This is a genomic window from Pseudomonas sp. MIACH (assembly GCF_001269925.1).
GTDB lineage: Bacteria > Pseudomonadota > Gammaproteobacteria > Pseudomonadales > Pseudomonadaceae > Aquipseudomonas.
This window is the reverse complement of the sequence record NZ_LHVO01000012.1, coordinates 41594-63015: the sequence shown is the minus strand read 5'-3', so window position 1 is coordinate 63015 and position 21422 is coordinate 41594. Positions and strand designations below refer to the sequence as shown.

General features: G+C 61.2%; 18 protein-coding genes. All 18 read left to right on the top strand.

Annotated features, from left to right (window positions below; all coding sequences use genetic code 11):
• Window positions 1-23 precede the first annotated feature (23 nt).
• The gene (gene purB / locus AD670_RS03880; RefSeq protein WP_032889684.1) at window positions 24-1394 is read left to right on the top strand and encodes an adenylosuccinate lyase; all 1371 of its coding nucleotides are present in this window, start codon (window positions 24-26) and stop codon (window positions 1392-1394) included.
• Window positions 1395-1478: 84 nt separating this feature from the next.
• Window positions 1479-2645 (top strand): cupin domain-containing protein, encoded by a 1167-nt coding sequence (locus tag AD670_RS03875; RefSeq protein ID WP_027606329.1) that lies wholly within the window; start codon window positions 1479-1481, stop codon window positions 2643-2645.
• The gene (locus AD670_RS03870; protein ID WP_053128494.1) at window positions 2638-3060 is read left to right on the top strand and encodes a GNAT family N-acetyltransferase; all 423 of its coding nucleotides are present in this window, start codon (window positions 2638-2640) and stop codon (window positions 3058-3060) included. Before AD670_RS03875 ends, AD670_RS03870 begins: the two co-directional genes overlap by 8 nt.
• A 154-nt stretch (window positions 3061-3214) precedes the next feature.
• Entirely contained in the window at window positions 3215-3952 is a 738-nt protein-coding gene (locus AD670_RS03865) for a secretin N-terminal domain-containing protein (protein WP_053128492.1), read from the top strand.
• A 493-nt stretch (window positions 3953-4445) separates the two neighbouring features.
• The gene (gene aceA / locus AD670_RS03860; RefSeq protein ID WP_003219577.1) at window positions 4446-5771 is read left to right on the top strand and encodes an isocitrate lyase; all 1326 of its coding nucleotides are present in this window, start codon (window positions 4446-4448) and stop codon (window positions 5769-5771) included.
• A 593-nt stretch (window positions 5772-6364) separates the two neighbouring features.
• On the top strand, window positions 6365-6778 hold the full coding sequence (locus AD670_RS03855; protein ID WP_003219575.1) for an NADH-quinone oxidoreductase subunit A: 414 nt from the start codon (window positions 6365-6367) through the stop codon (window positions 6776-6778).
• Window positions 6779-6788: 10 nt separating this feature from the next.
• Window positions 6789-7463 carry an NADH-quinone oxidoreductase subunit B family protein gene (locus AD670_RS03850; protein WP_003174719.1) on the top strand — a complete coding sequence of 225 codons (675 nt, stop codon included), beginning with the start codon at window positions 6789-6791 and terminating at the stop codon, window positions 7461-7463.
• A gap of 72 nt (window positions 7464-7535) precedes the next feature.
• The gene (gene nuoC, locus AD670_RS03845) at window positions 7536-9320 is read left to right on the top strand and encodes an NADH-quinone oxidoreductase subunit C/D (RefSeq protein ID WP_053128491.1); all 1785 of its coding nucleotides are present in this window, start codon (window positions 7536-7538) and stop codon (window positions 9318-9320) included.
• A 2-nt stretch (window positions 9321-9322) separates the two neighbouring features.
• Complete coding sequence (gene nuoE / locus AD670_RS03840) at window positions 9323-9820, top strand: NADH-quinone oxidoreductase subunit NuoE (protein WP_003232080.1); 498 nt, start codon at window positions 9323-9325, stop codon at window positions 9818-9820.
• Window positions 9817-11172, top strand: coding sequence for an NADH-quinone oxidoreductase subunit NuoF (nuoF, locus tag AD670_RS03835; protein ID WP_027606325.1), 1356 nt, complete (start codon window positions 9817-9819; stop codon window positions 11170-11172). The genes nuoE and nuoF overlap by 4 nt, the downstream gene beginning before the upstream one ends.
• Window positions 11173-11307: 135 nt before the next feature.
• Window positions 11308-14022, top strand: a complete 2715-nt coding sequence (nuoG, locus tag AD670_RS03830; protein ID WP_053128489.1) for an NADH-quinone oxidoreductase subunit NuoG — start codon at window positions 11308-11310, stop codon at window positions 14020-14022.
• Window positions 14019-15026, top strand: a complete 1008-nt coding sequence (gene nuoH / locus AD670_RS03825; protein WP_017737147.1) for an NADH-quinone oxidoreductase subunit NuoH — start codon at window positions 14019-14021, stop codon at window positions 15024-15026. The genes nuoG and nuoH overlap by 4 nt, the downstream gene beginning before the upstream one ends.
• An 11-nt stretch (window positions 15027-15037) precedes the next feature.
• Window positions 15038-15586: an NADH-quinone oxidoreductase subunit NuoI gene (nuoI, locus tag AD670_RS03820; protein WP_003174725.1), complete on the top strand. Its 549-nt coding sequence runs from the start codon at window positions 15038-15040 to the stop codon at window positions 15584-15586.
• Window positions 15587-15595: 9 nt separating this feature from the next.
• Window positions 15596-16099: an NADH-quinone oxidoreductase subunit J gene (gene nuoJ, locus AD670_RS03815; RefSeq protein WP_003174726.1), complete on the top strand. Its 504-nt coding sequence runs from the start codon at window positions 15596-15598 to the stop codon at window positions 16097-16099.
• 2 nt (window positions 16100-16101) lie between these two features.
• Window positions 16102-16410, top strand: a complete 309-nt coding sequence (gene nuoK, locus AD670_RS03810; protein WP_003174727.1) for an NADH-quinone oxidoreductase subunit NuoK — start codon at window positions 16102-16104, stop codon at window positions 16408-16410.
• Window positions 16407-18260, top strand: a complete 1854-nt coding sequence (gene nuoL / locus AD670_RS03805) for an NADH-quinone oxidoreductase subunit L (protein ID WP_053128488.1) — start codon at window positions 16407-16409, stop codon at window positions 18258-18260. The genes nuoK and nuoL overlap by 4 nt, the downstream gene beginning before the upstream one ends.
• A 39-nt stretch (window positions 18261-18299) precedes the next feature.
• Window positions 18300-19832: an NADH-quinone oxidoreductase subunit M gene (nuoM, locus tag AD670_RS03800; RefSeq protein WP_048728604.1), complete on the top strand. Its 1533-nt coding sequence runs from the start codon at window positions 18300-18302 to the stop codon at window positions 19830-19832.
• Window positions 19833-19839: 7 nt separating this feature from the next.
• A complete protein-coding gene (nuoN, locus tag AD670_RS03795) occupies window positions 19840-21303 on the top strand; it encodes an NADH-quinone oxidoreductase subunit NuoN (protein ID WP_053128487.1) in 1464 nt (487 codons plus the stop codon).
• Window positions 21304-21422 lie beyond the last annotated feature (119 nt).

The following is a 21422-nucleotide window of genomic DNA, read 5'->3' as shown; positions in this document are numbered from 1 at the left end:
GCCCGACTGTCCGAGAACACCCCATGCAGCTCTCTTCGCTCACTGCGGTTTCCCCTGTTGACGGCCGCTACGCCGGCAAAACCCAGGCCCTGCGCCCTATTTTCAGCGAATACGGCTTGATCCGTGCTCGTGTACTGGTTGAAGTGCGCTGGCTCCAGCGCCTGGCCGCTCACCCCGCCATCAGCGAAGTGCCGGCGTTCTCCGCCGAAGCCAACGCTGTGCTCAATACCCTGGCGGAAAACTTCTCCCTGGAGCACGCCGAGCGTGTGAAAGAGATCGAGCGCACCACCAACCACGACGTCAAAGCCATCGAATACCTGCTCAAGGAGCAGGCGGCCAAGCTGCCGGAACTGGCCCAGGTCAGCGAATTCATCCACTTTGCCTGCACCAGCGAGGACATCAACAACCTGTCCCACGCCCTGATGCTGCGCGAAGGCCGTGATGACGTGATGCTGCCGCTGATGCGCCAGACCGCCGAAGCCATCCGTGAGCTGGCCATCCGTTTCGCCGACGTACCGATGCTGTCGCGCACCCACGGCCAGCCCGCTTCGCCGACTACCCTGGGCAAAGAACTCGCCAACGTGGTGTACCGCCTGGAGCGCCAGATCGCTCAAGTCGCCGCAGTCCCACTGCTGGGCAAGATCAACGGCGCTGTCGGCAACTACAACGCCCACCTGTCGGCCTACCCGGAGATCGACTGGGAAGCCAACGCCCGCGCCTTCATCGAAGACGAGCTGGGCCTGGGCTTCAACCCGTACACCACGCAGATCGAACCGCACGACTACATTGCCGAGCTGTTCGACGCCATTGCGCGCTTCAACACCATCCTGATCGACTTCGATCGCGATATCTGGGGCTACATCTCCCTGGGCTACTTCAAGCAGCGCACCATTGCCGGTGAAATCGGTTCGTCGACCATGCCGCACAAGGTCAACCCGATCGACTTCGAAAACTCCGAAGGCAACCTCGGCATCGCCAACGCCCTGTTCCAGCATTTGGCCAGCAAGTTGCCGATCTCCCGCTGGCAGCGCGACCTGACCGACTCCACCGTACTGCGCAACCTCGGCGTGGGTTTTGCCCACAGCGTGATCGCGTACGAAGCCAGCCTCAAAGGCATCAGCAAACTGGAACTCAACGCGCAGAAAATCGCCGCTGACCTGGACGCTTGCTGGGAAGTGCTGGCCGAGCCGATCCAGACCGTGATGCGCCGCTACAACATCGAAAACCCTTACGAAAAACTGAAAGAGTTGACCCGTGGCAAGGGCATCAGCCCTGAAGCACTGCAAACTTTCATCGACGGCCTGGACATGCCAGCCGCGGCCAAGGCCGAGCTGAAACTGCTCACCCCGGCCAACTACATCGGCAACGCTGTAGAGCAAGCCAAGCGCATCTGATTCGCGCAAGCCCCCTTGAGACGCCCGGCCGCGCCGGGCGTTTTTATTCCAGTCTGAAAAGTGCTTTTTTTCAATAGGTTACACATGAATCCTGATATCCCTCTTCAACTTCTGGGCGGCATCACGGCACGGGAATTCCTGCGCGACTACTGGCAGAAAAAACCGCTGCTGATCCGCCAGGCGATCCCTGACTTCGAAAGCCCGATCGACGCCGACGAGCTCGCAGGCCTGGCCCTGGAAGAAGAAGTCGAATCGCGCCTGGTGATCGAACACGGCGAGCGTCCGTGGGAACTGCGCCGCGGCCCGTTCGCCGAAGACGCCTTCAGCACCCTGCCTGAGCGCGAGTGGACCCTGCTGGTACAGGCGGTCGACCAGTTCGTGCCAGAAGTGGCCGAGCTGCTGGAACAGTTCCGCTTCCTGCCAAGCTGGCGCATCGACGACGTGATGATCAGCTTTGCCGCACCCGGCGGCAGCGTAGGTCCGCACTTCGACAACTACGACGTATTCCTGCTGCAAGCCCAAGGCAAGCGCAACTGGAAGATCGGCCAGATGTGCAGCTCCGAAAGCCCGCTGCTGCAACACGCCGACCTGCGCATCCTCGCCGAATTCGAAGAAAGCGCCGAATGGGTGCTGGAACCGGGCGACATGCTCTACCTGCCGCCACGCCTGGCGCATTTCGGCATCGCCGAAGATGACTGCATGACGTACTCGGTGGGCTTTCGCGCCCCAAGCGCCGCTGAAGTGCTGACCCACTTCACCGACTTCCTCGCCCAGTACCTGACCGACGAAGAGCGCTACACCGATGCCGACGCGCAGCCGGTCAGCGACCCGCACCAGATCCAGAGCGACGCTCTCGACCGTCTCAAGAGCCTGCTGGCCGAACACATGAGCGACGAGCGCATGCTGCTGACCTGGTTCGGCCAGTTCATGACCGAGCCGCGTTATCCGGAACTGGTGGCGGGCGAAGAGCTGGGCGAAGACGACTTCATCAACAGCCTGCAAGACGGCGCGATCCTGGTGCGCAACCCAAGCGCGCGCATGGCCTGGTCGGAAGTCGACGATGACGTTTTGCTGTTCGCCAGCGGCCAGAGCCGTTACCTGCCGGGCAAACTGCGCGAACTGCTGAAACTGGTCTGCGCCGCCGATGCCCTGCACGCCGAAAACCTCGGCGAATGGCTGTTGGACGAAGACGCCCGCGACCTGCTGTGCGAGCTGGTCAAGCAAGGAAGCCTGGGGTTTGCCGATGAATAAGATTCACGTAAGTGTCGCGGACTGGCAAAAGGATATCGCCGAGATTCGGCGCATTCGTGAAGCGGTGTTTATCGCTGAACAATCGGTCCCACCCGAGCTGGAGTGGGACGCGGACGACGCAGACGCAGTGCATTTCCTTGCATTCGAAGGCGACTTTCCGATTGGTACCGCACGCCTGCTGCCCAGCGGCGAGATCGGCCGCGTGTCGGTCCTCAAGGACTGGCGCGGGCTGAAGGTCGGCGACAAGCTGATGGAGGCGGTGATTGGCGTGGCCGAGCAACGCGGCCAGACCAGACAGTTCCTCAGCGCGCAGGTCTATGCGGCGCCGTTCTATGAGCGACTGGGCTTCAAGATCGTCAGCGGGGAATTCCTGGAAGTCGGGATTCCCCATGTCGATATGGTGCGCGGGGACTGATTCGAGACCGCGTCGCTGCCACCGATAGCTATTTCAGCAACACCAACAATGCCCTGCCATGCCAGGGCATTTTGCCGTCTACGATTCAACTTGCGACCCACCAGGCCGACAAACTGGCACTATCAAGCCCAAATGACTCGCAGAGATCACGGACATGTCCCTACGCACCCTGCTCACCGCCCTCCTCCTGACCGCCAGTTGCTCGGCCATGGCCGACACCGAAGTCGTCAACCTGAGCAACCGCACCAGCACCGACCTGCTCCCCGTGGCCCAGAACTTCATCGGCAAGGACGGCACCGTCAGCGCCTACGGCAATCAGCTTATTGTCAACGCCGCCCCCGCCAAGATCCAGGACCTGCGCGCACTGCTTGCCCAACTGGACACACCGGCCAAGCGCCTGCTGATCACCGTCGATACCAACGAAAACAACCAGCAGAACAGCGGCGACAGCCAGACCCGCATCATCAGCTACGGCACCGCCAGCCGCGACGGCGGCATCCAGCAGATCCAGGCCAGCGAAGGCGTACCCGCGCTGATCCAGGTCGGCCAGAGCGTGCCACTGACCACCACCCAGCCCGACGCCTACGGTCGTGCGCAGAACCAGACCCAGTATCGCAACGTAACCCAGGGCTTCTACGTCACCGCCAGCGTCACCGGCGAGACCGTGCATCTGGCGATCAGTACCAACCGTGACCGCATGAGCCAGGAACGTCCTGATGTAGTGAATGTGCAAAGCACCGACACAACCGTCAGCGGGCGCCTTGGCGAATGGATCCCCCTTGCCGGCATCAACCGTAAGACCCAGGCCGACAAATCCTCTACAACCCGCAGCTACTCTACTCAGGGCCGTGATGACCTGACATTACGGGTTAAGGTCGACACCCTGAACTGAAGCACCAAAAACTGACTGATGAGTCTTATTAGACTAAAGATGTAGTGCCTGAAAAAAAGCACTACAAAACATTTGACGATCCAAAAAAGCATGGGCATGATGGCCTCGCTCCCGCTAATCAGGGGCCCTGGCAAGGGCCTTCGGATCGACGCTCCAAGCTACCCACCTGAGCCGATTCGTGTCTGTACCGCCCACAAGGTGTGTTTGACGAGGTTGCGACTGGAACGAAGTTGTCCCGAGGGACGGAAGCTAACCAGGTAACCCGGCTACACACTGATGGATCGTACAAAGGCCCACGACGCCCGAAGACCGTTCGCAGTTCGCCCTTACCTGCTCAACTCCCCTTTGAGCCATCGTTCATCCCGTCGCCTACCCCGCCGAACTTGACTTGAACACCTAAGCTTCTGGTCAGCGAGCAGCCATAACCACGCATTCACTCCGTGGCTGGCAAATGGAATTTTCCACCTAGACCTATGCGACGAGGTTTTCCCCCATGGCACTGACACGCGAACAGCAAATTGCAGCCCTCGAAAAAGACTGGGCTGAAAACCCACGCTGGAAAGGCGTGACCCGCGCTTATTCCGCTGCTGACGTCGTCCGCCTGCGCGGCTCGGTTCAACCTGAGCACACCTTTGCAAAACTCGGCGCCGAGAAGCTGTGGAAGCTGGTCACCCAAGGTGCCAAGCCATCCTTCCGCCCCGAGAAAGATTTCGTCAACTGCATGGGCGCCCTCACTGGCGGCCAGGCAGTTCAACAGGTGAAAGCCGGCATCCAGGCGATCTACCTGTCCGGCTGGCAAGTGGCAGCGGACAACAACTCCGCTGAATCCATGTACCCCGACCAATCGCTGTACCCGGTGGACTCCGTGCCAACCGTGGTCAAGCGCATCAACAACTCGTTCCGTCGTGCCGACCAGATCCAGTGGAAAGCCGGTAAAGGCCCGGGCGACGAAGGCTACATCGACTACTTCGCACCCATCGTGGCTGACGCCGAAGCCGGTTTCGGCGGCGTACTGAACGCCTACGAACTGATGAAGAGCATGATTGAAGCTGGCGCTGCCGGCGTGCACTTCGAAGACCAACTGGCATCGGTGAAAAAATGCGGCCACATGGGCGGCAAGGTACTGGTACCGACCCAGGAAGCTGTACAGAAGCTGACTGCTGCCCGTCTGGCGGCTGACGTTGCCGGCACGCCAACCATCATCCTGGCCCGTACCGACGCCAACGCTGCGGACCTGCTGACTTCAGACTGCGACCCGTACGACCAGCCGTTCGTAACCGGCGAACGCACCCAGGAAGGTTTCTACAAAGTGCGCGCCGGTCTCGACCAGGCCATCGCCCGTGGCCTGGCCTACGCGCCGTACGCCGACCTGATCTGGTGCGAAACCGCCAAGCCGGACCTGGACGAAGCCCGTCGCTTTGCCGAAGCGATCAAGAAGGAATACCCGGACCAACTGCTGTCCTACAACTGCTCGCCTTCTTTCAACTGGAAGAAAAACCTGGACGACGCGACCATCGCCAAGTTCCAGCGCGAACTGTCCGCCATGGGCTACAAGCACCAGTTCATCACCCTGGCCGGCATTCACAACATGTGGCACAGCATGTTCAACCTGGCGCACGACTACGCCCGCAACGACATGACCGCCTACGTGAAGCTGCAGGAGCAGGAATTCGCTGACGCCGCCAAGGGCTACACCTTTGTGGCCCACCAGCAGGAAGTGGGCACCGGCTACTTCGACGACATGACCACCGTGATCCAGGGCGGCACCTCGTCCGTGACCGCGCTGACCGGTTCGACCGAAGAAGAACAGTTCCACTGATCGATGTGAGTACACGGCCACTGCGGACCCGTTAAAGAGCTAACCGCAGTGCCGCACGACAATCACGCCCCGACTGGTTCGGGGCGTTTTTTTGCCGGTGCACATCTCACTGATTCAATAAGGGCAAAATGTGGGAGGGGGCTTTCCCCTCCCACAAGGGAACGCACGCAACCTGAAGATTTTGTACAAAACCTTGATCCAGAGCGGTATTCGCTGCAGATAAATCGGTTAAAAGATCCGCTCCGGCAACTAGCGCTAATCAAGCAAGTAACGGCAACTTACCCCGCTGCATGAGAAACAATCGCTTAAACCCCGCGCAAACAATATTCATTATCATTTGGAACATGAAAACTTCGTTGCAGGTTAAACAAAACACAATTGATCAAACGCCCGCTAATGCCCGTCCCGCAAGGGCTACAGCCCCAAGAAGGTGCACTATGTGCTTATTCCATCGAATAATTTCGCTATAGGAATTTTACTTGCCCGGTGTTTAGCCATAAAATCACCGCGATTGATTGCAGTGCGACATATCGTCACTGCATCGTTACTTTTTCGAGCTCAGAGACCTTTGCTCTCTGTTAAGGATTTCCAGCATGACCGAAGCGACAGGACTCATGGCCCACAACTGGGGCTTTGCCATTTTCCTCCTCGGTGTTGTCGGCCTTTGCGCCTTCATGCTCGGCGTCTCCAGCCTCCTCGGGTCAAAAGCCTGGGGCCGCAGCAAAAATGAACCGTTCGAGTCCGGCATGCTACCTACAGGTGGCGCCCGCTTGCGGCTCTCAGCCAAATTCTATCTGGTCGCGATGCTCTTCGTGATCTTCGACATCGAAGCCCTCTTTCTCTTTGCCTGGTCTGTGTCCGTCCGCGAAAGCGGCTGGACCGGATTCGTCGAAGCCCTCGTTTTCATAGCAATTCTGTTGGCAGGCCTTGTCTACCTATTTCGAGTGGGCGCCCTTGACTGGGCTCCGGAAGCTCGTCGTAAGCGGCAAGCGAAGCTGAAACAATGAGGCTTTGGCGATGCAATACAATCTCACCAGGATCGACCCGGATGCTCCTAACGAGCAGTACCCCATCGGCGAACGGGAAACCGTTTCCGATCCGTTAGAAGACCAAGTCCACAAAAACATCTACATGGGCAAGCTGGAAGACGTGCTGAGTGGCGCGGTCAACTGGGGACGTAAGAACTCCCTGTGGCCGTACAACTTCGGTCTTTCGTGCTGCTACGTGGAAATGACCACCGCCTTCACGGCGCCCCACGACATCGCGCGCTTTGGCGCCGAAGTTATCCGGGCATCACCGCGCCAGGCGGATTTCATGGTTATCGCCGGTACCTGCTTTATCAAGATGGCGCCGATCATTCAGCGTCTCTACGAGCAAATGCTCGAACCGAAGTGGGTTATCTCCATGGGTTCGTGCGCCAACTCCGGTGGCATGTACGACATCTACTCCGTGGTTCAGGGGGTGGACAAGTTCCTGCCCGTGGACGTCTACGTGCCTGGCTGCCCGCCCCGCCCAGAAGCATTCCTGCAAGGCTTGATGCTGTTGCAGGAATCGATTGGCAAGGAGCGTCGCCCGCTTTCCTGGGTCGTCGGCGATCAAGGCGTGTACCGCGCCGAGATGCCGTCGCAAAAGGAACAGCGCCGCGAACAGCGAATCGCAGTCACCAACCTGCGCAGCCCCGACGAAGTCTGATCCAGCACCGCTTCTTTTATAGAACGAAAACCTGGCTTCATTCTTTACGTTGACCGAAAGCGATAAAAAACCATGACTACAGGCAGTGCTCTGTACATCCCGCCTTATAAGGCAGACGACCAGGATGTGGTCGTCGAACTCAATAACCGTTTTGGCCCTGACGCCTTCACCGCCCAGGCCACACGCACCGGTATGCCGGTGCTGTGGGTGGCGCGCGCCAGGCTCGTCGAAGTCCTGACCTTCCTGCGCAACCTGCCCAAGCCGTACGTCATGCTCTATGACCTGCATGGCGTGGACGAGCGTCTGCGCACCAAGCGCCAGGGGCTGCCGAGCGGCGCCGATTTCACCGTGTTCTATCACCTGATGTCGCTGGAACGTAACAGCGACGTGATGATCAAGGTCGCACTGTCCGAGAGCGACCTGAGCATCCCGACCGTCACCGGCATCTGGCCCAACGCCAGCTGGTACGAGCGCGAAGTCTGGGACATGTTCGGTATCGACTTCCCGGGCCACCCGCACCTGACCCGCATCATGATGCCGCCGACCTGGGAAGGTCACCCGCTGCGCAAGGACTTCCCTGCCCGCGCCACCGAATTCGACCCGTTCAGCCTCAACCTCGCCAAGCAGCAGCTTGAAGAAGAGGCCGCGCGCTTCCGTCCGGAAGACTGGGGCATGAAGCGTTCCGGCACCAACGAGGACTACATGTTCCTCAACCTGGGCCCGAACCACCCTTCGGCCCACGGTGCCTTCCGCATCATCCTGCAACTGGACGGCGAAGAAATCGTCGACTGCGTACCGGACATCGGCTACCACCACCGTGGTGCCGAGAAGATGGCCGAGCGTCAGTCGTGGCACAGCTTCATCCCGTACACCGACCGTATCGACTACCTCGGCGGCGTGATGAACAACCTGCCGTACGTACTCTCGGTCGAGAAGCTGGCCGGCATCAAGGTCCCGGACCGCGTCGACACCATCCGCATCATGATGGCCGAGTTCTTCCGGATCACCAGCCACCTGCTGTTCCTGGGTACCTATATCCAGGACGTCGGCGCCATGACCCCGGTGTTCTTCACCTTCACCGACCGTCAGCGCGCCTACAAGGTCATCGAAGCCATCACCGGTTTCCGCCTGCACCCGGCCTGGTACCGCATCGGCGGTGTCGCCCACGACCTGCCCAATGGCTGGGAACGCCTGGTCAAGGAATTCATCGACTGGATGCCCAAGCGTCTGGACGAGTACCAAAAAGCTGCGTTGGATAACAGCATCCTCAAGGGCCGGACCATCGGCGTCGCTGCCTACAACACCAAAGAGGCCCTGGAATGGGGCGTCACCGGTGCCGGCCTGCGTTCGACCGGTTGCGACTTCGACCTGCGTAAAGCGCGCCCCTATTCCGGCTACGAGAACTTCGAGTTCGAAGTACCGCTGGCGGCCAATGGCGATGCCTACGACCGTTGCATCGTGCGCGTCGAAGAAATGCGCCAGAGCCTGAAGATCATCGAGCAGTGCATGCGCAACATGCCGGCCGGCCCGTACAAGGCGGATCACCCGCTGACCACGCCGCCGCCGAAAGAGCGCACGCTGCAGCACATCGAAACCCTGATCACGCACTTCCTGCAGGTTTCGTGGGGTCCGGTAATGCCGGCCAACGAATCCTTCCAGATGATCGAAGCGACCAAGGGTATCAACAGTTATTACCTGACGAGCGATGGCGGCACCATGAGCTACCGCACCCGGATTCGTACCCCAAGCTTCGCCCACTTGCAGCAGATCCCTTCGGTGATCAAAGGCGAGATGGTCGCGGACTTGATTGCGTACCTGGGTAGTATCGATTTCGTTATGGCCGACGTGGACCGCTAAGCATGAACAGCACGCTTATCCAGACAGACCGTTTCACCCTCAGTGAAACCGAGCGCTCGGCCATCGAGCACGAGCTGCATCACTACGAAGACCCGCGCGCGGCGTCGATCGAAGCCTTGAAGATCGTCCAGAAGGAACGTGGCTGGGTGCCGGACGGCGCCCTCTACGCCATCGGCGAGATCCTCGGCATCCCCGCCAGCGACGTTGAAGGCGTGGCGACGTTCTACAGCCAGATCTTCCGCCAGCCGGTCGGCCGCCACATCATTCGCGTGTGCGACAGCATGGTCTGCTACATCGGTGGCCACGAATCAGTGGTCAGCGAAATCCAGGCCAAGCTGGGCATCGGCCTCGGCCAGACCACTGCGGACGGCCGCTTCACGCTGCTGCCGGTGTGCTGCCTGGGCAACTGCGACAAGGCGCCGGCGTTGATGATCGACGACGACACATTCGGTGACGTGCAGCCTGCTGGCGTGACCCAATTGCTCGAGGGCTACCCATGACCCTGACTTCCTTCGGCCCGGCCAACCTGATCAAGCGTTCGGCCGAAACCCACCCGCTGACCTGGCGCCTGCGTGACGACGGCGAGCCGGTATGGCTTGACGAGTACCAGGCCAAGAACGGCTACGCCGCTGCGCGCAAGGCCTTCGCCGACATGGCCCAGGACGACATCGTCCAGACCGTGAAGGACGCCGGCCTCAAGGGTCGCGGCGGTGCAGGCTTCCCCACGGGCGTGAAGTGGGGCCTGATGCCCAAAGATGAATCCATCAACATCCGCTACCTGCTGTGCAACGCGGATGAAATGGAACCCAACACCTGGAAAGACCGCATGCTGATGGAGCAACTGCCCCATCTGCTGATCGAAGGCATGCTGATCAGCGCCCGCGCGCTGAAAACCTACCGTGGCTACATCTTCCTGCGCGGCGAATACACCACCGCCGCCAAGCACCTCAACCGTGCCGTGGCAGAAGCCAAGGCTGCAGGCCTGCTGGGCAAGAACATCCTCGGTTCGGGTTTTGACTTCGAACTGTTCGTGCACACCGGCGCCGGGCGTTACATCTGCGGTGAAGAAACCGCACTGATCAACTCCCTCGAAGGCCGCCGCGCCAACCCGCGCTCCAAGCCGCCCTTCCCTGCCGCCGTGGGCGTATGGGGCAAGCCGACCTGCGTGAACAACGTCGAGACCCTGTGCAACGTGCCGGCGATCATCGCCGACGGCGTGGACTGGTACAAATCGTTGGCCCGTGAAGGCAGTGAAGACATGGGCACCAAGCTCATGGGCTTCTCCGGCAAGGTCAAGAATCCGGGCCTGTGGGAATTGCCGTTCGGCGTGACCGCACGCGAGCTGTTCGAGGACTACGCCGGTGGCATGCGCGACGGCTACACCCTCAAGGCCTGGCAGCCAGGCGGCGCCGGCACCGGCTTCCTGTTGCCCGAGCACCTCGACGCACAGATGTATGCCGGCGGCATCGGCAAGGTGGGCACCCGGATGGGTACCGGCCTGGCGATGGCGGTGGACAACACCGTGAACATGGTCTCGCTGCTGCGCAACATGGAGCAGTTCTTTGCCCGCGAATCCTGCGGCTTCTGCACCCCCTGCCGCGACGGTTTGCCGTGGAGCGTCAAGCTGCTGATGGCCCTGGAAAATGGCGAGGGCCGCGAGGGTGATATCGAAACCCTGCTGGGCCTGGTCGGTTTCCTTGGCCCAGGCAAGACCTTCTGTGCTCACGCACCGGGCGCCGTGGAGCCATTGGGCAGCGCAATCAAATACTTCCGCTCGGAGTTCGAAGCCGGCATCGCGCCTACCAGCGCCGCCGTCCCGCCTCTGGCAAGGCCGATCGTAGTCGGCGCGTAACGCTTAAACAGGCGAAGGGTCCGTGCCCCAAGCCTGCTCATGTGCTGACGCCATCAAGGCTGTGTAGATGCACATGAACAACAAGATTCCATTAGCCACGCCCGCTGACAACGGGCCAACGAAGAACTTTGAACCATGGCCACTATCCACGTAGACGGCAAAGCGCTCGAAGTCGATGGGGCGGACAACCTGTTACAGGCATGTCTGTCGCTCGGCCTCGACATCCCGTATTTCTGCTGGCACCCCGCGCTTGGTAGCGTCGGTGCCTGTCGCCAGTGTGCGGTCAAGCAGTACACCGACGAAAACGACACCCGTGGTCGTATCGTCATGTCCTGCATGACCCCAGCCACCGACAACACCTGGATCTCCATCGACGATGATGAATCCAAGGCGTTCCGCGCCAGCGTTGTCGAATGGCTGATGACCAACCACCCCCACGACTGCCCGGTCTGTGAGGAAGGCGGTCACTGCCACCTGCAAGACATGACGGTGATGACCGGCCACAACGAGCGCCGTTATCGCTTCACCAAGCGTACCCACCAGAACCAGCAACTGGGCCCGTTCATTTCCCACGAGATGAACCGCTGCATCGCCTGCTACCGCTGCGTACGCTTCTATAAAGACTACGCCGGCGGCACCGACCTCGGCGTATTCGGCGCCCACGACAACGTGTACTTCGGTCGCGTTGAAGACGGCGTGCTCGAAAGCGAGTTCTCCGGCAACCTCACCGAGGTCTGCCCGACCGGTGTGTTCACCGACAAGACCCACTCCGAGCGCTACAACCGTAAGTGGGACATGCAGTTCTCGCCGAGCATCTGCCATGGCTGCTCCAGCGGTTGCAACATCTCCCCGGGCGAGCGCTACGGCGAACTGCGTCGCATCGAAAACCGCTTCAACGGTTCGGTCAACCAGTACTTCCTGTGCGACCGTGGCCGTTTCGGCTATGGCTACGTCAACCGCGAAGACCGCCCTCGCCAGCCACTGCTGGCCGATGGCGCCAAGCTGAGCCTGGACGCGGCGCTGGATAAAGCCGCCGACCTGCTGCGCGGCCGCAACATCGTCGGTATCGGCTCGCCCCGCGCCAGCCTCGAAAGCAACTACGCGTTGCGCGAACTGGTGGGCGCCGAGCACTTCTACTCCGGTATCGAAGCCGGTGAACTGGAGCGCATCCGCCTGGTCCTGCAGGTACTGAACGACAGCCCGCTGCCAGTGCCGAACATGCGCGACATCGAAGACCACGACGCCATCTTCGTGCTCGGTGAAGACCTGACCCAGACCGCCGCGCGTATCGCGCTGTCCCTGCGTCAGTCGGTCAAAGGCAAGGCCGAAGAGATGGCCGACGCCATGCGCGTACAACCTTGGCTCGACGCTGCGGTGAAAAACATCGGCCAGCACGCGCTGAACCCGCTGTTTATCGCCAGCCTGGCCGAAACCAAGCTCGACGACATCGCCGAAGAATGCGTCCACGCCGCACCGGACGACCTGGCCCGCATCGGTTTCGCCGTGGCCCACGCCCTCGACGCCAGCGCCCCTGCCGTCGAAGGCCTGGACACTGAAGCCCTCGAACTGGCCCAACGCATTGCCGACGCCCTGTTGGCGGCCAAGCGTCCATTGATCATTGCCGGCACCTCGTTGGGTTCCAAGGCCTTGATCGAAGCCGCCGCCAACATCGCCAAGGCCTTGAAGCTGCGCGACAAGAACGGTTCCATCAGCCTGGTCGTGCCGGAAGCCAACAGCCTCGGCCTGGCCATGCTCGGCGGCGAGTCCCTGGACGCCGCCCTGCAAACCGTGATCGACGGCGCTGCCGATGCGATCGTGGTGCTGGAAAACGACCTGTACACCCGCACCGACGCCGCCAAGGTTGACGCCGCGTTGAACGCCGCCAAGGTCCTGATCGTCGCCGACCACCAGAAGACTGCCACCAGCGAGCGTGCCGACCTGGTGCTGCCAGCCGCCACCTTCGCCGAAGGCGACGGTACCCTGGTCAGCCAGGAAGGCCGCGCCCAGCGTTTCTTCCAGGTGTTCGATCCGAAGTACATGGACGCCAGCATCCTGGTTCACGAAGGCTGGCGTTGGCTGCATGCCCTGCGCGCGACCCTGCTGAACCAGCCGATCGACTGGACCCAGCTCGACCACGTCACCGCCGCAGCCGCCGCGAGCGCGCCGCAGCTGGCGCGTATCGTCGACGCCGCACCGTCCGCCGCGTTCCGCATCAAGGGCCTGAAACTTGCCCGTGAACCGCTGCGTTACTCCGGCCGGACCGCCATGCGCGCCGACATCAGCGTGCACGAACCACGTACGCCGCAAGACAACGACACCGCGTTCGCCTTCTCCATGGAAGGTTACTCGGGTTCGGTCGAGCCACGTCAGCAGGTGCCGTTTGCCTGGTCGCCGGGCTGGAACTCGCCACAGGCCTGGAACAAGTTCCAGGACGAAGTCGGTGGGCATATCCGCGCTGGCGACCCGGGCACCCGCCTGATCGAAACCCAGGGCGACTCGCTGAACTGGTTCGCTGCGGTACCGCGTCCGTTCAACCCGGCCCAGGGCACCTGGCAGGTCGTGCCGTTCTTCCACCTGTTCGGCAGCGAAGAGACCTCTTCCAAGGCCGCGCCGGTACAAGAGCGCATTCCAGAAGCCTACGTGTCCGTGGCCAAGTCCGAAGCCGACCGCCTGGGCGTCAACGACGGTGCCCTGCTCAGCTTGACCGTGGCCGGCCAGACCCTGCGTCTGCCGCTGCGCATCAACGAAGAGTTGGGTGCTGGCCTGGTTGCCCTGCCTAAAGGCCTCGCCGGTATCCCGCCGGCGATCTTTGGCAAAACCGTTGACGGTCTGCAGGAGGCAGCGCAATGACCTGGTTCACCCCTGAAGTGATCGACGTGATCATCTCGGTCGTCAAGGCCATCGTGATCCTGTTGGCCGTGGTCGTTGCGGGCGCCCTGCTCAGCTTCGTCGAACGTCGCCTGCTGGGCTGGTGGCAGGACCGTTACGGCCCGAACCGCGTTGGCCCGTTCGGTATGTTCCAGATCGCTGCCGACATGCTGAAAATGTTCTTCAAGGAAGACTGGACCCCGCCGTTTGCCGACAAGGTGATCTTCACCCTGGCACCGGTCGTGGCCATGAGCGCCTTGCTGATTGCCTTCGCAATCATCCCGATCACCCCGACCTGGGGTGTGGCGGACCTGAACATCGGCTTGCTGTTCTTCTTCGCCATGGCCGGCCTGTCGGTCTACGCGGTGCTGTTCGCCGGTTGGGCCAGTAACAACAAGTTCGCCCTGCTGGGCAGCCTGCGGGCCTCGGCCCAGACCGTGTCCTACGAAGTGTTCATGGGCCTCGCGCTGATGGGCATCGTGGTGCAGGTCGGCTCGTTCAACATGCGCGACATCGTCGAGTACCAGGCGCAGAACCTGTGGTTCATCATTCCGCAGTTCTTCGGCTTCTGTACCTTCTTCATCGCTGGCGTGGCCGTGACTCACCGTCACCCATTCGACCAGCCGGAAGCAGAACAGGAACTGGCCGACGGTTACCACATTGAATACGCCGGCATGAAATGGGGCATGTTCTTCGTCGGTGAATACATCGGCATCATCTTGATCTCGGCCCTGCTGGTCACGCTGTTCTTCGGCGGCTGGCACGGTCCGTTCGGCATCCTGCCGCAGTTGGCGTTCTTCTGGTTCTTCCTGAAGACCGCGTTCTTCATCATGCTGTTTATCCTGCTGCGCGCTTCCATTCCGCGTCCACGATACGACCAGGTGATGGATTTCAGCTGGCGCTTCTGCCTGCCGCTGACCCTGATCAATTTGCTGGTGACTGCTGCCGTTGTGTTGTTGAACACGCCAGCGGGCGCGGTTCAGTGAGGATTTGACCCATGTTCAAATATATTGGCGACATCGTTAAGGGTACCGGTACCCAGTTGCGAAGCCTGGTGATGGTGTTCGGTCACGGCTTCCGCAAGCGCGACACCCTGCAATACCCGGAAGAAGCGGTGTACCTGCCGCCGCGCTATCGCGGCCGCATCGTGCTGACCCGCGACCCCGATGGCGAAGAGCGTTGCGTAGCCTGCAACCTGTGCGCCGTGGCGTGCCCGGTGGGTTGCATCTCCCTGCAGAAAGCTGAAACCGAAGACGGTCGCTGGTACCCGGACTTCTTCCGCATCAACTTCTCGCGCTGCATCTTCTGCGGCCTCTGCGAGGAAGCTTGCCCGACCACCGCGATCCAGCTCACACCGGATTTCGAGATGGCCGAGTTCAAACGTCAGGACCTGGTGTACGAGAAAGAAGATCTGCTGATCTCTGGTCCCGGTAAAAACCCTGATTACAACTTCTATCGTGTTGCAGGTATGGCCGTTGCCGGTAAGCCGAAAGGCGCCGCACAAAACGAAGCCGAGCCGATCAACGTGAAGAGCTTGCTGCCTTAAGGAAGAAAGATGGAATTCGCTTTCTATTTCGCATCGGGTATTGCAGTGGTGTCTACGCTTCGCGTGATCACCAACACCAACCCCGTGCACGCCCTGCTCTACCTGATCATTTCGCTGATCGCCGTGGCCATGACCTTCTTCAGCCTCGGCGCACCGTTCGCCGGTGTGCTCGAAGTGATCGCCTACGCCGGCGCCATCATGGTGCTGTTCGTGTTTGTGGTGATGATGCTCAACCTCGGGCCGGCTTCGGTCGCCCAGGAACGCGTCTGGCTCAAGCCCGGCATCTGGCTCGGCCCGGTTGTCCTCGCAGCGCTGCTGCTGGGTGAACTGCTGTATGTGCTGTTCGCTCACCAGAGCGGCCAGGCCATCGGCCACACCACCGTGGACGCCAAAGCCGTGGGCATCAGCCTGTTCGGCCCGTACCTGCTGGTGGTCGAACTGGCTTCGATGCTGCTGCTCGCCGCAGCCATCACCGCCTTCCACTTGGGCCGCAACGAAGCCAAGGAGCAATGACGATGCCTGCTATCCCTTTGGAGCATGGTCTGGCGGTCGCCGGCATCCTGTTCTGCCTTGGCCTGGTCGGCCTGATGGTTCGCCGTAACATTCTGTTCGTGTTGATGAGCCTGGAAATCATGATGAACGCTGCGGCACTGGCCTTCATCGTGGCAGGTGCACGTTGGGGCCAGCCGGATGGACAAGTCATGTTCATCCTGGTGATCAGCCTGGCAGCCGCCGAGGCCAGTATCGGCCTGGCGATCCTGCTGCAACTGTATCGTCGCTTCCACACGCTTGATATCGACGCTGCCAGTGAGATGCGCGGATGAACATGATCTTTCTGACTTTCGTATTTCCCCTGATCGGTTTCCTGCTGCTGTCGTTCTCTCGCGGACGCTGGTCGGAAAACCTTTCTGCCCTGATCGGTGTGGGCTCCATTGGCCTGTCGGCCATCGTGGCCGCCTACGTCATCTGGCAATTCAACGTGGCGCCGCCGGAAGGCGGTCACTACACCTTAGTGCTGTGGCAGTGGATGTCGGTGGAAGGCTTCAAGCCCAACTTCGCCCTCTACGTCGACGGCCTGTCGATCACCATGCTCGGCGTGGTGGTGGGTGTGGGCTTCCTGATCCATCTGTTCGCGTCCTGGTACATGCGCGGTGAAGCGGGCTACTCGCGCTTCTTCTCGTACACCAACCTGTTTATCGCCAGCATGCTGTTCCTGGTGCTCGGCGATAACCTGTTGTTCCTGTACTTCGGCTGGGAAGGCGTGGGTCTGTGCTCGTACCTGTTGATCGGTTTCTACTACAGCAACCGCAACAACGGTAACGCGGCGCTCAAGGCATTTATCGTCACGCGGATCGGCGACGTGTTCATGGCCATCGGCCTGTTCATCCTGTTCCAACAGGTGGGCACGCTGAACATCCAGGAACTGCTGGTGCTGGCACCGCAGAAATTCCAGGTCGGCGACTTCTGGATCACCCTGGCGACCCTCATGCTGCTGGGCGGCGCCGTGGGTAAATCGGCGCAACTGCCGCTGCAAACCTGGCTGGCGGATGCGATGGCCGGCCCTACCCCGGTATCGGCACTGATCCACGCCGCAACCATGGTTACCGCCGGTGTCTACCTGATCGCCCGTACCCACGGCCTGTTCACCCTGGCGCCGGACATCCTGCACCTGGTGGGCATCGTCGGCGGCGTGACCCTGGTACTGGCCGGCTTCGCCGCGCTGGTGCAGACCGACATCAAGCGTATCCTCGCCTACTCGACCATGAGCCAGATCGGCTACATGTTCCTGGCCCTGGGCGTCGGCGCCTGGGACGCGGCGATCTTCCACCTGATGACCCACGCCTTCTTCAAGGCCCTGCTGTTCCTGGCCTCCGGTGCGGTGATCGTTGCCTGCCACCACGAGCAGAACATCTTCAAGATGGGCGGCCTGTGGAAGAAACTGCCACTGGCCTACGCCAGCTTCATCGTCGGTGGTGCCGCCCTGGCAGCCCTGCCGCTGGTGACCGCCGGTTTCTACTCCAAGGACGAAATCCTCTGGGAAGCGTTTGCCAGCGGTAACCAGAACCTGCTGTACGCCGGCCTGGTGGGCGCGTTCATGACCTCGCTGTACACCTTCCGCCTGATCTTCATCACCTTCCACGGTGAAGCCAAGACCGAAGCCCACGCAGGCCATGGCATCTCCCACTGGTTGCCACTGTCGGTGCTGATCATCCTGTCGACCTTCATCGGCGCCATGATCACCCCGCCACTGGCCGGTGTCCTGCCGGAAAGCGCTGGCCATGCCGGCGGCGCCGCCAAGCACAGCCTGGAAATCGCCTCGGGTGCCATTGCCCTCGCCGGTATCCTGCTGGCCGCCCTGCTGTTCCTCGGCAAGCGTCGCTTCGTGACCGCCGTGGCCAACAGTGGCATTGGCCGTTTCCTCTCGGCCTGGTGGTTTGCTGCCTGGGGCTTCGATTGGATCTACGACAAACTGTTCGTCAAACCTTACCTTGCGATCAGCCACGTGCTGCGCAAAGACCCGCTCGACCAGACCATCGGTTTGATCCCGCGCGCCGCCAAGGCCGGTCACAACGCCCTGAGCCGCAGCGAGACTGGCCAGTTGCGTTGGTATGCAGCGTCCATGGCAGTCGGTGCCGTGCTGGTGATCGGCGCCATCGTTGTGGTTGCGGTCTGATATGAACTTTGCGAACTTGCGAAAGGAAACGAGCCCGTCATGATTCTGCCCTGGCTAATCCTGATCCCCTTTATCGGCGGCCTGCTCTGCTGGATGGGTGAACGCTTCGGCGCCACCCTCCCCCGCTGGATTGCGTTGCTGACCATGTCCCTGGAACTCGCACTCGGCCTCTGGCTGTGGGCCCATGGCGACTATTCATTTGCTCCGGCACCGGGTGTCGATCCAACGTTCGCGCTTGAATTCAAGCACGTGTGGATCCAACGCTTCGGCATCAACGTGCACCTGGCCCTTGATGGCCTGTCGCTGTTGATGATCCTGCTGACCGGCCTGCTGGGTATCCTCTCGGTACTCTGCTCCTGGAAAGAGATCCAGCGTCACGTGGGCTTCTTCCACCTGAACCTGATGTGGATCCTGGGCGGCGTTGTCGGCGTGTTCCTCGCCCTCGACCTGTTCATGTTCTTCTTCTTCTGGGAAATGATGCTGGTGCCGATGTACTTCCTCATCGCGCTCTGGGGTCACAGTTCTTCGGACGGCAAGAAAACCCGGATCTACGCGGCGACCAAGTTCTTCATCTTCACCCAGGCTTCCGGCCTGATCATGTTGGTGGCGATCCTGGGCCTGGTACTGGTCAACTTCAACTCGACGGGCGTGATTACCTTCAACTACGCCGACCTGTTGAAAACCAAGATGTCCCTGACCACCGAGTACATCCTCATGCTGGGCTTCTTCATCGCCTTCGCGGTGAAGCTGCCGGTGGTGCCGTTCCACTCCTGGCTGCCTGACGCTCACGCCCAGGCGCCGACCGCCGGTTCCGTGGACCTGGCCGGTATCCTGCTGAAGACGGCGGCCTACGGCCTGCTGCGTTTCGCCCTGCCGCTGTTCCCGAATGCCTCGGCCGAGTTTGCGCCGATTGCCATGACCCTCGGTCTGATCGGGATCTTCTACGGTGCGTTCCTGGCGTTCGCGCAAACCGACATCAAGCGTCTGATTGCCTTCTCGTCCGTTTCCCACATGGGCTTCGTACTGATCGGCATCTACTCCGGCAGCCAGTTGGCGTTGCAAGGCGCTGTGATCCAGATGCTGGCCCACGGTGTCTCGGCCGCCGCACTGTTTATCCTGAGTGGCCAGTTGTACGAGCGCCTGCACACCCGTGACATGCGTGAGATGGGCGGCGTGTGGTCGCGCATTGCGTACCTGCCGGCGATCAGCCTGTTCTTCGCCGCCGCTTCCCTGGGCTTGCCGGGTACCGGTAACTTCATCGGCGAGTTCCTGATCCTGATGGGTGCCTTCGTGCAAACGCCGTGGATCAGCGCCATTGCTACCTCCGGCCTGGTATTCGGCTCGGTCTACTCGCTGATCATGATCCACCGCGCCTACTTCGGCCCGGCCAAGTCCGACGCCGTCCTGAAAGGGATGGATGCTCGCGAACTGATCATGGTGCTCGGCCTTGCGGTATTGCTGATCTACATCGGCGTGTACCCGCAACCGTTCCTGGACACTTCTGCCGCGACGATGCATGGCGTGCAGCAGTGGTTCGGCACCGCCTTCTCTCAACTCGCTTCGGCCCGGTAAGAGCGCTATGGAATTCACGATCCAACACTTTATCGCGCTTGCGCCGCTGCTGATCACCAGCCTCACCATCGTGGTGGTGATGCTGGCGATCGCCTGGCGCCGCAATCATTCACAAACGTTCCTGCTGTCCTGCGCCGGTTTGAACCTGGCCTTGCTGTCGATTATCCCGGCACTCAAGGTCGCGCCACTGGCGGTGACTCCGCTGATGATGGTCGATGACTTCGCGCTGCTGTATATCGCGCTGATCCTCGTCGCCACCCTCGCCTGCGTCACCCTCGCCCACGCCTACCTCGGCGAAGGCGGCACCGGCTACCCGGGCAACCGCGAAGAGCTGTATCTGCTGATCCTGTTGGCTGCGGCCGGCGGTATCGTGCTGGTCAGCGCGCAGCACCTGGCCGGCTTGTTCATCGGCCTGGAACTGCTGTCGATCCCGACCTACGGCCTGGTGGCCTACGCCTTCTTCAACAAGCGCTCCCTGGAAGCCGGCATCAAGTACATGGTGCTGTCGGCCGCCGGTTCCGCGTTCCTGTTGTTCGGCATGGCCCTGCTCTACGCCGAAGCCGGCAGCCTGAGCTTCACCGGTATCGGTCACGCCCTGGCCGCCACCAACAGCCCCGCGCCGATTGCCCAACTGGGCCTGGCGATGATGCTGATCGGCCTGGCGTTCAAGCTGTCGCTGGTGCCGTTCCACCTGTGGACCCCGGACGTGTACGAAGGCGCCCCGGCGCCGGTGGCGGCATTCCTGGCGACCGCGTCCAAGGTCGCTGTGTTTGCGGTGATGGTGCGTCTGTTCCAGATCTCGCCTGCGGCCAACACCGGCGTACTGAGCGACGTGCTGACCGTGATCGCCATCGCGTCGATCCTGTTCGGCAACCTGCTGGCGCTGACCCAGAACAACCTCAAGCGTCTGCTGGGTTACTCGTCCATCGCTCACTTCGGCTACCTGCTGATCGCCCTGGTGGCGAGCAAAGGCCTGGCCGTGGAAGCCATCGGCGTGTACCTGGTCACCTACGTGATCACCAGCCTCGGCGCGTTCGGCGTGATCACCTTGATGTCCTCGCCTTACAAAGGCCGTGACGCCGACGCCCTGTACGAATACCGCGGCCTGTTCTGGCGCCGTCCGTACCTGACCGCCGTACTGACCGTGATGATGCTGTCCCTGGCCGGTATCCCGCTGACCGCAGGCTTTATCGGCAAGTTCTACATTGTGGCTACCGGTGTCGAAGCCCACGAGTGGTGGCTGGTTGCGTCCCTGGTGCTGGGCAGTGCCATCGGCGTGTTCTACTACCTGCGCGTGATGGTCACCCTGTACCTGATCGAGCCAAACCTGCGCCGTGTGGATGCCGAGCTGCACTGGGAACAGAAAGCCGGTGGTGTGATGCTGCTGGCCATCGCCCTGCTCGCCTTCTTCCTGGGCGTGTACCCACAACCGTTGCTCACCCTGGTGCAGCACGCGGTGCTGGGCGTTTGATCGCTTAGTCGATGCGGTAAACAAAACGGCGCCTTCGGGCGCCGTTTTGCATTTCCAGGGCAGCCCCGATGCCGTTCAATCAAGAAACAGAACGGGGGTACACATTAACCTGTGGCGAG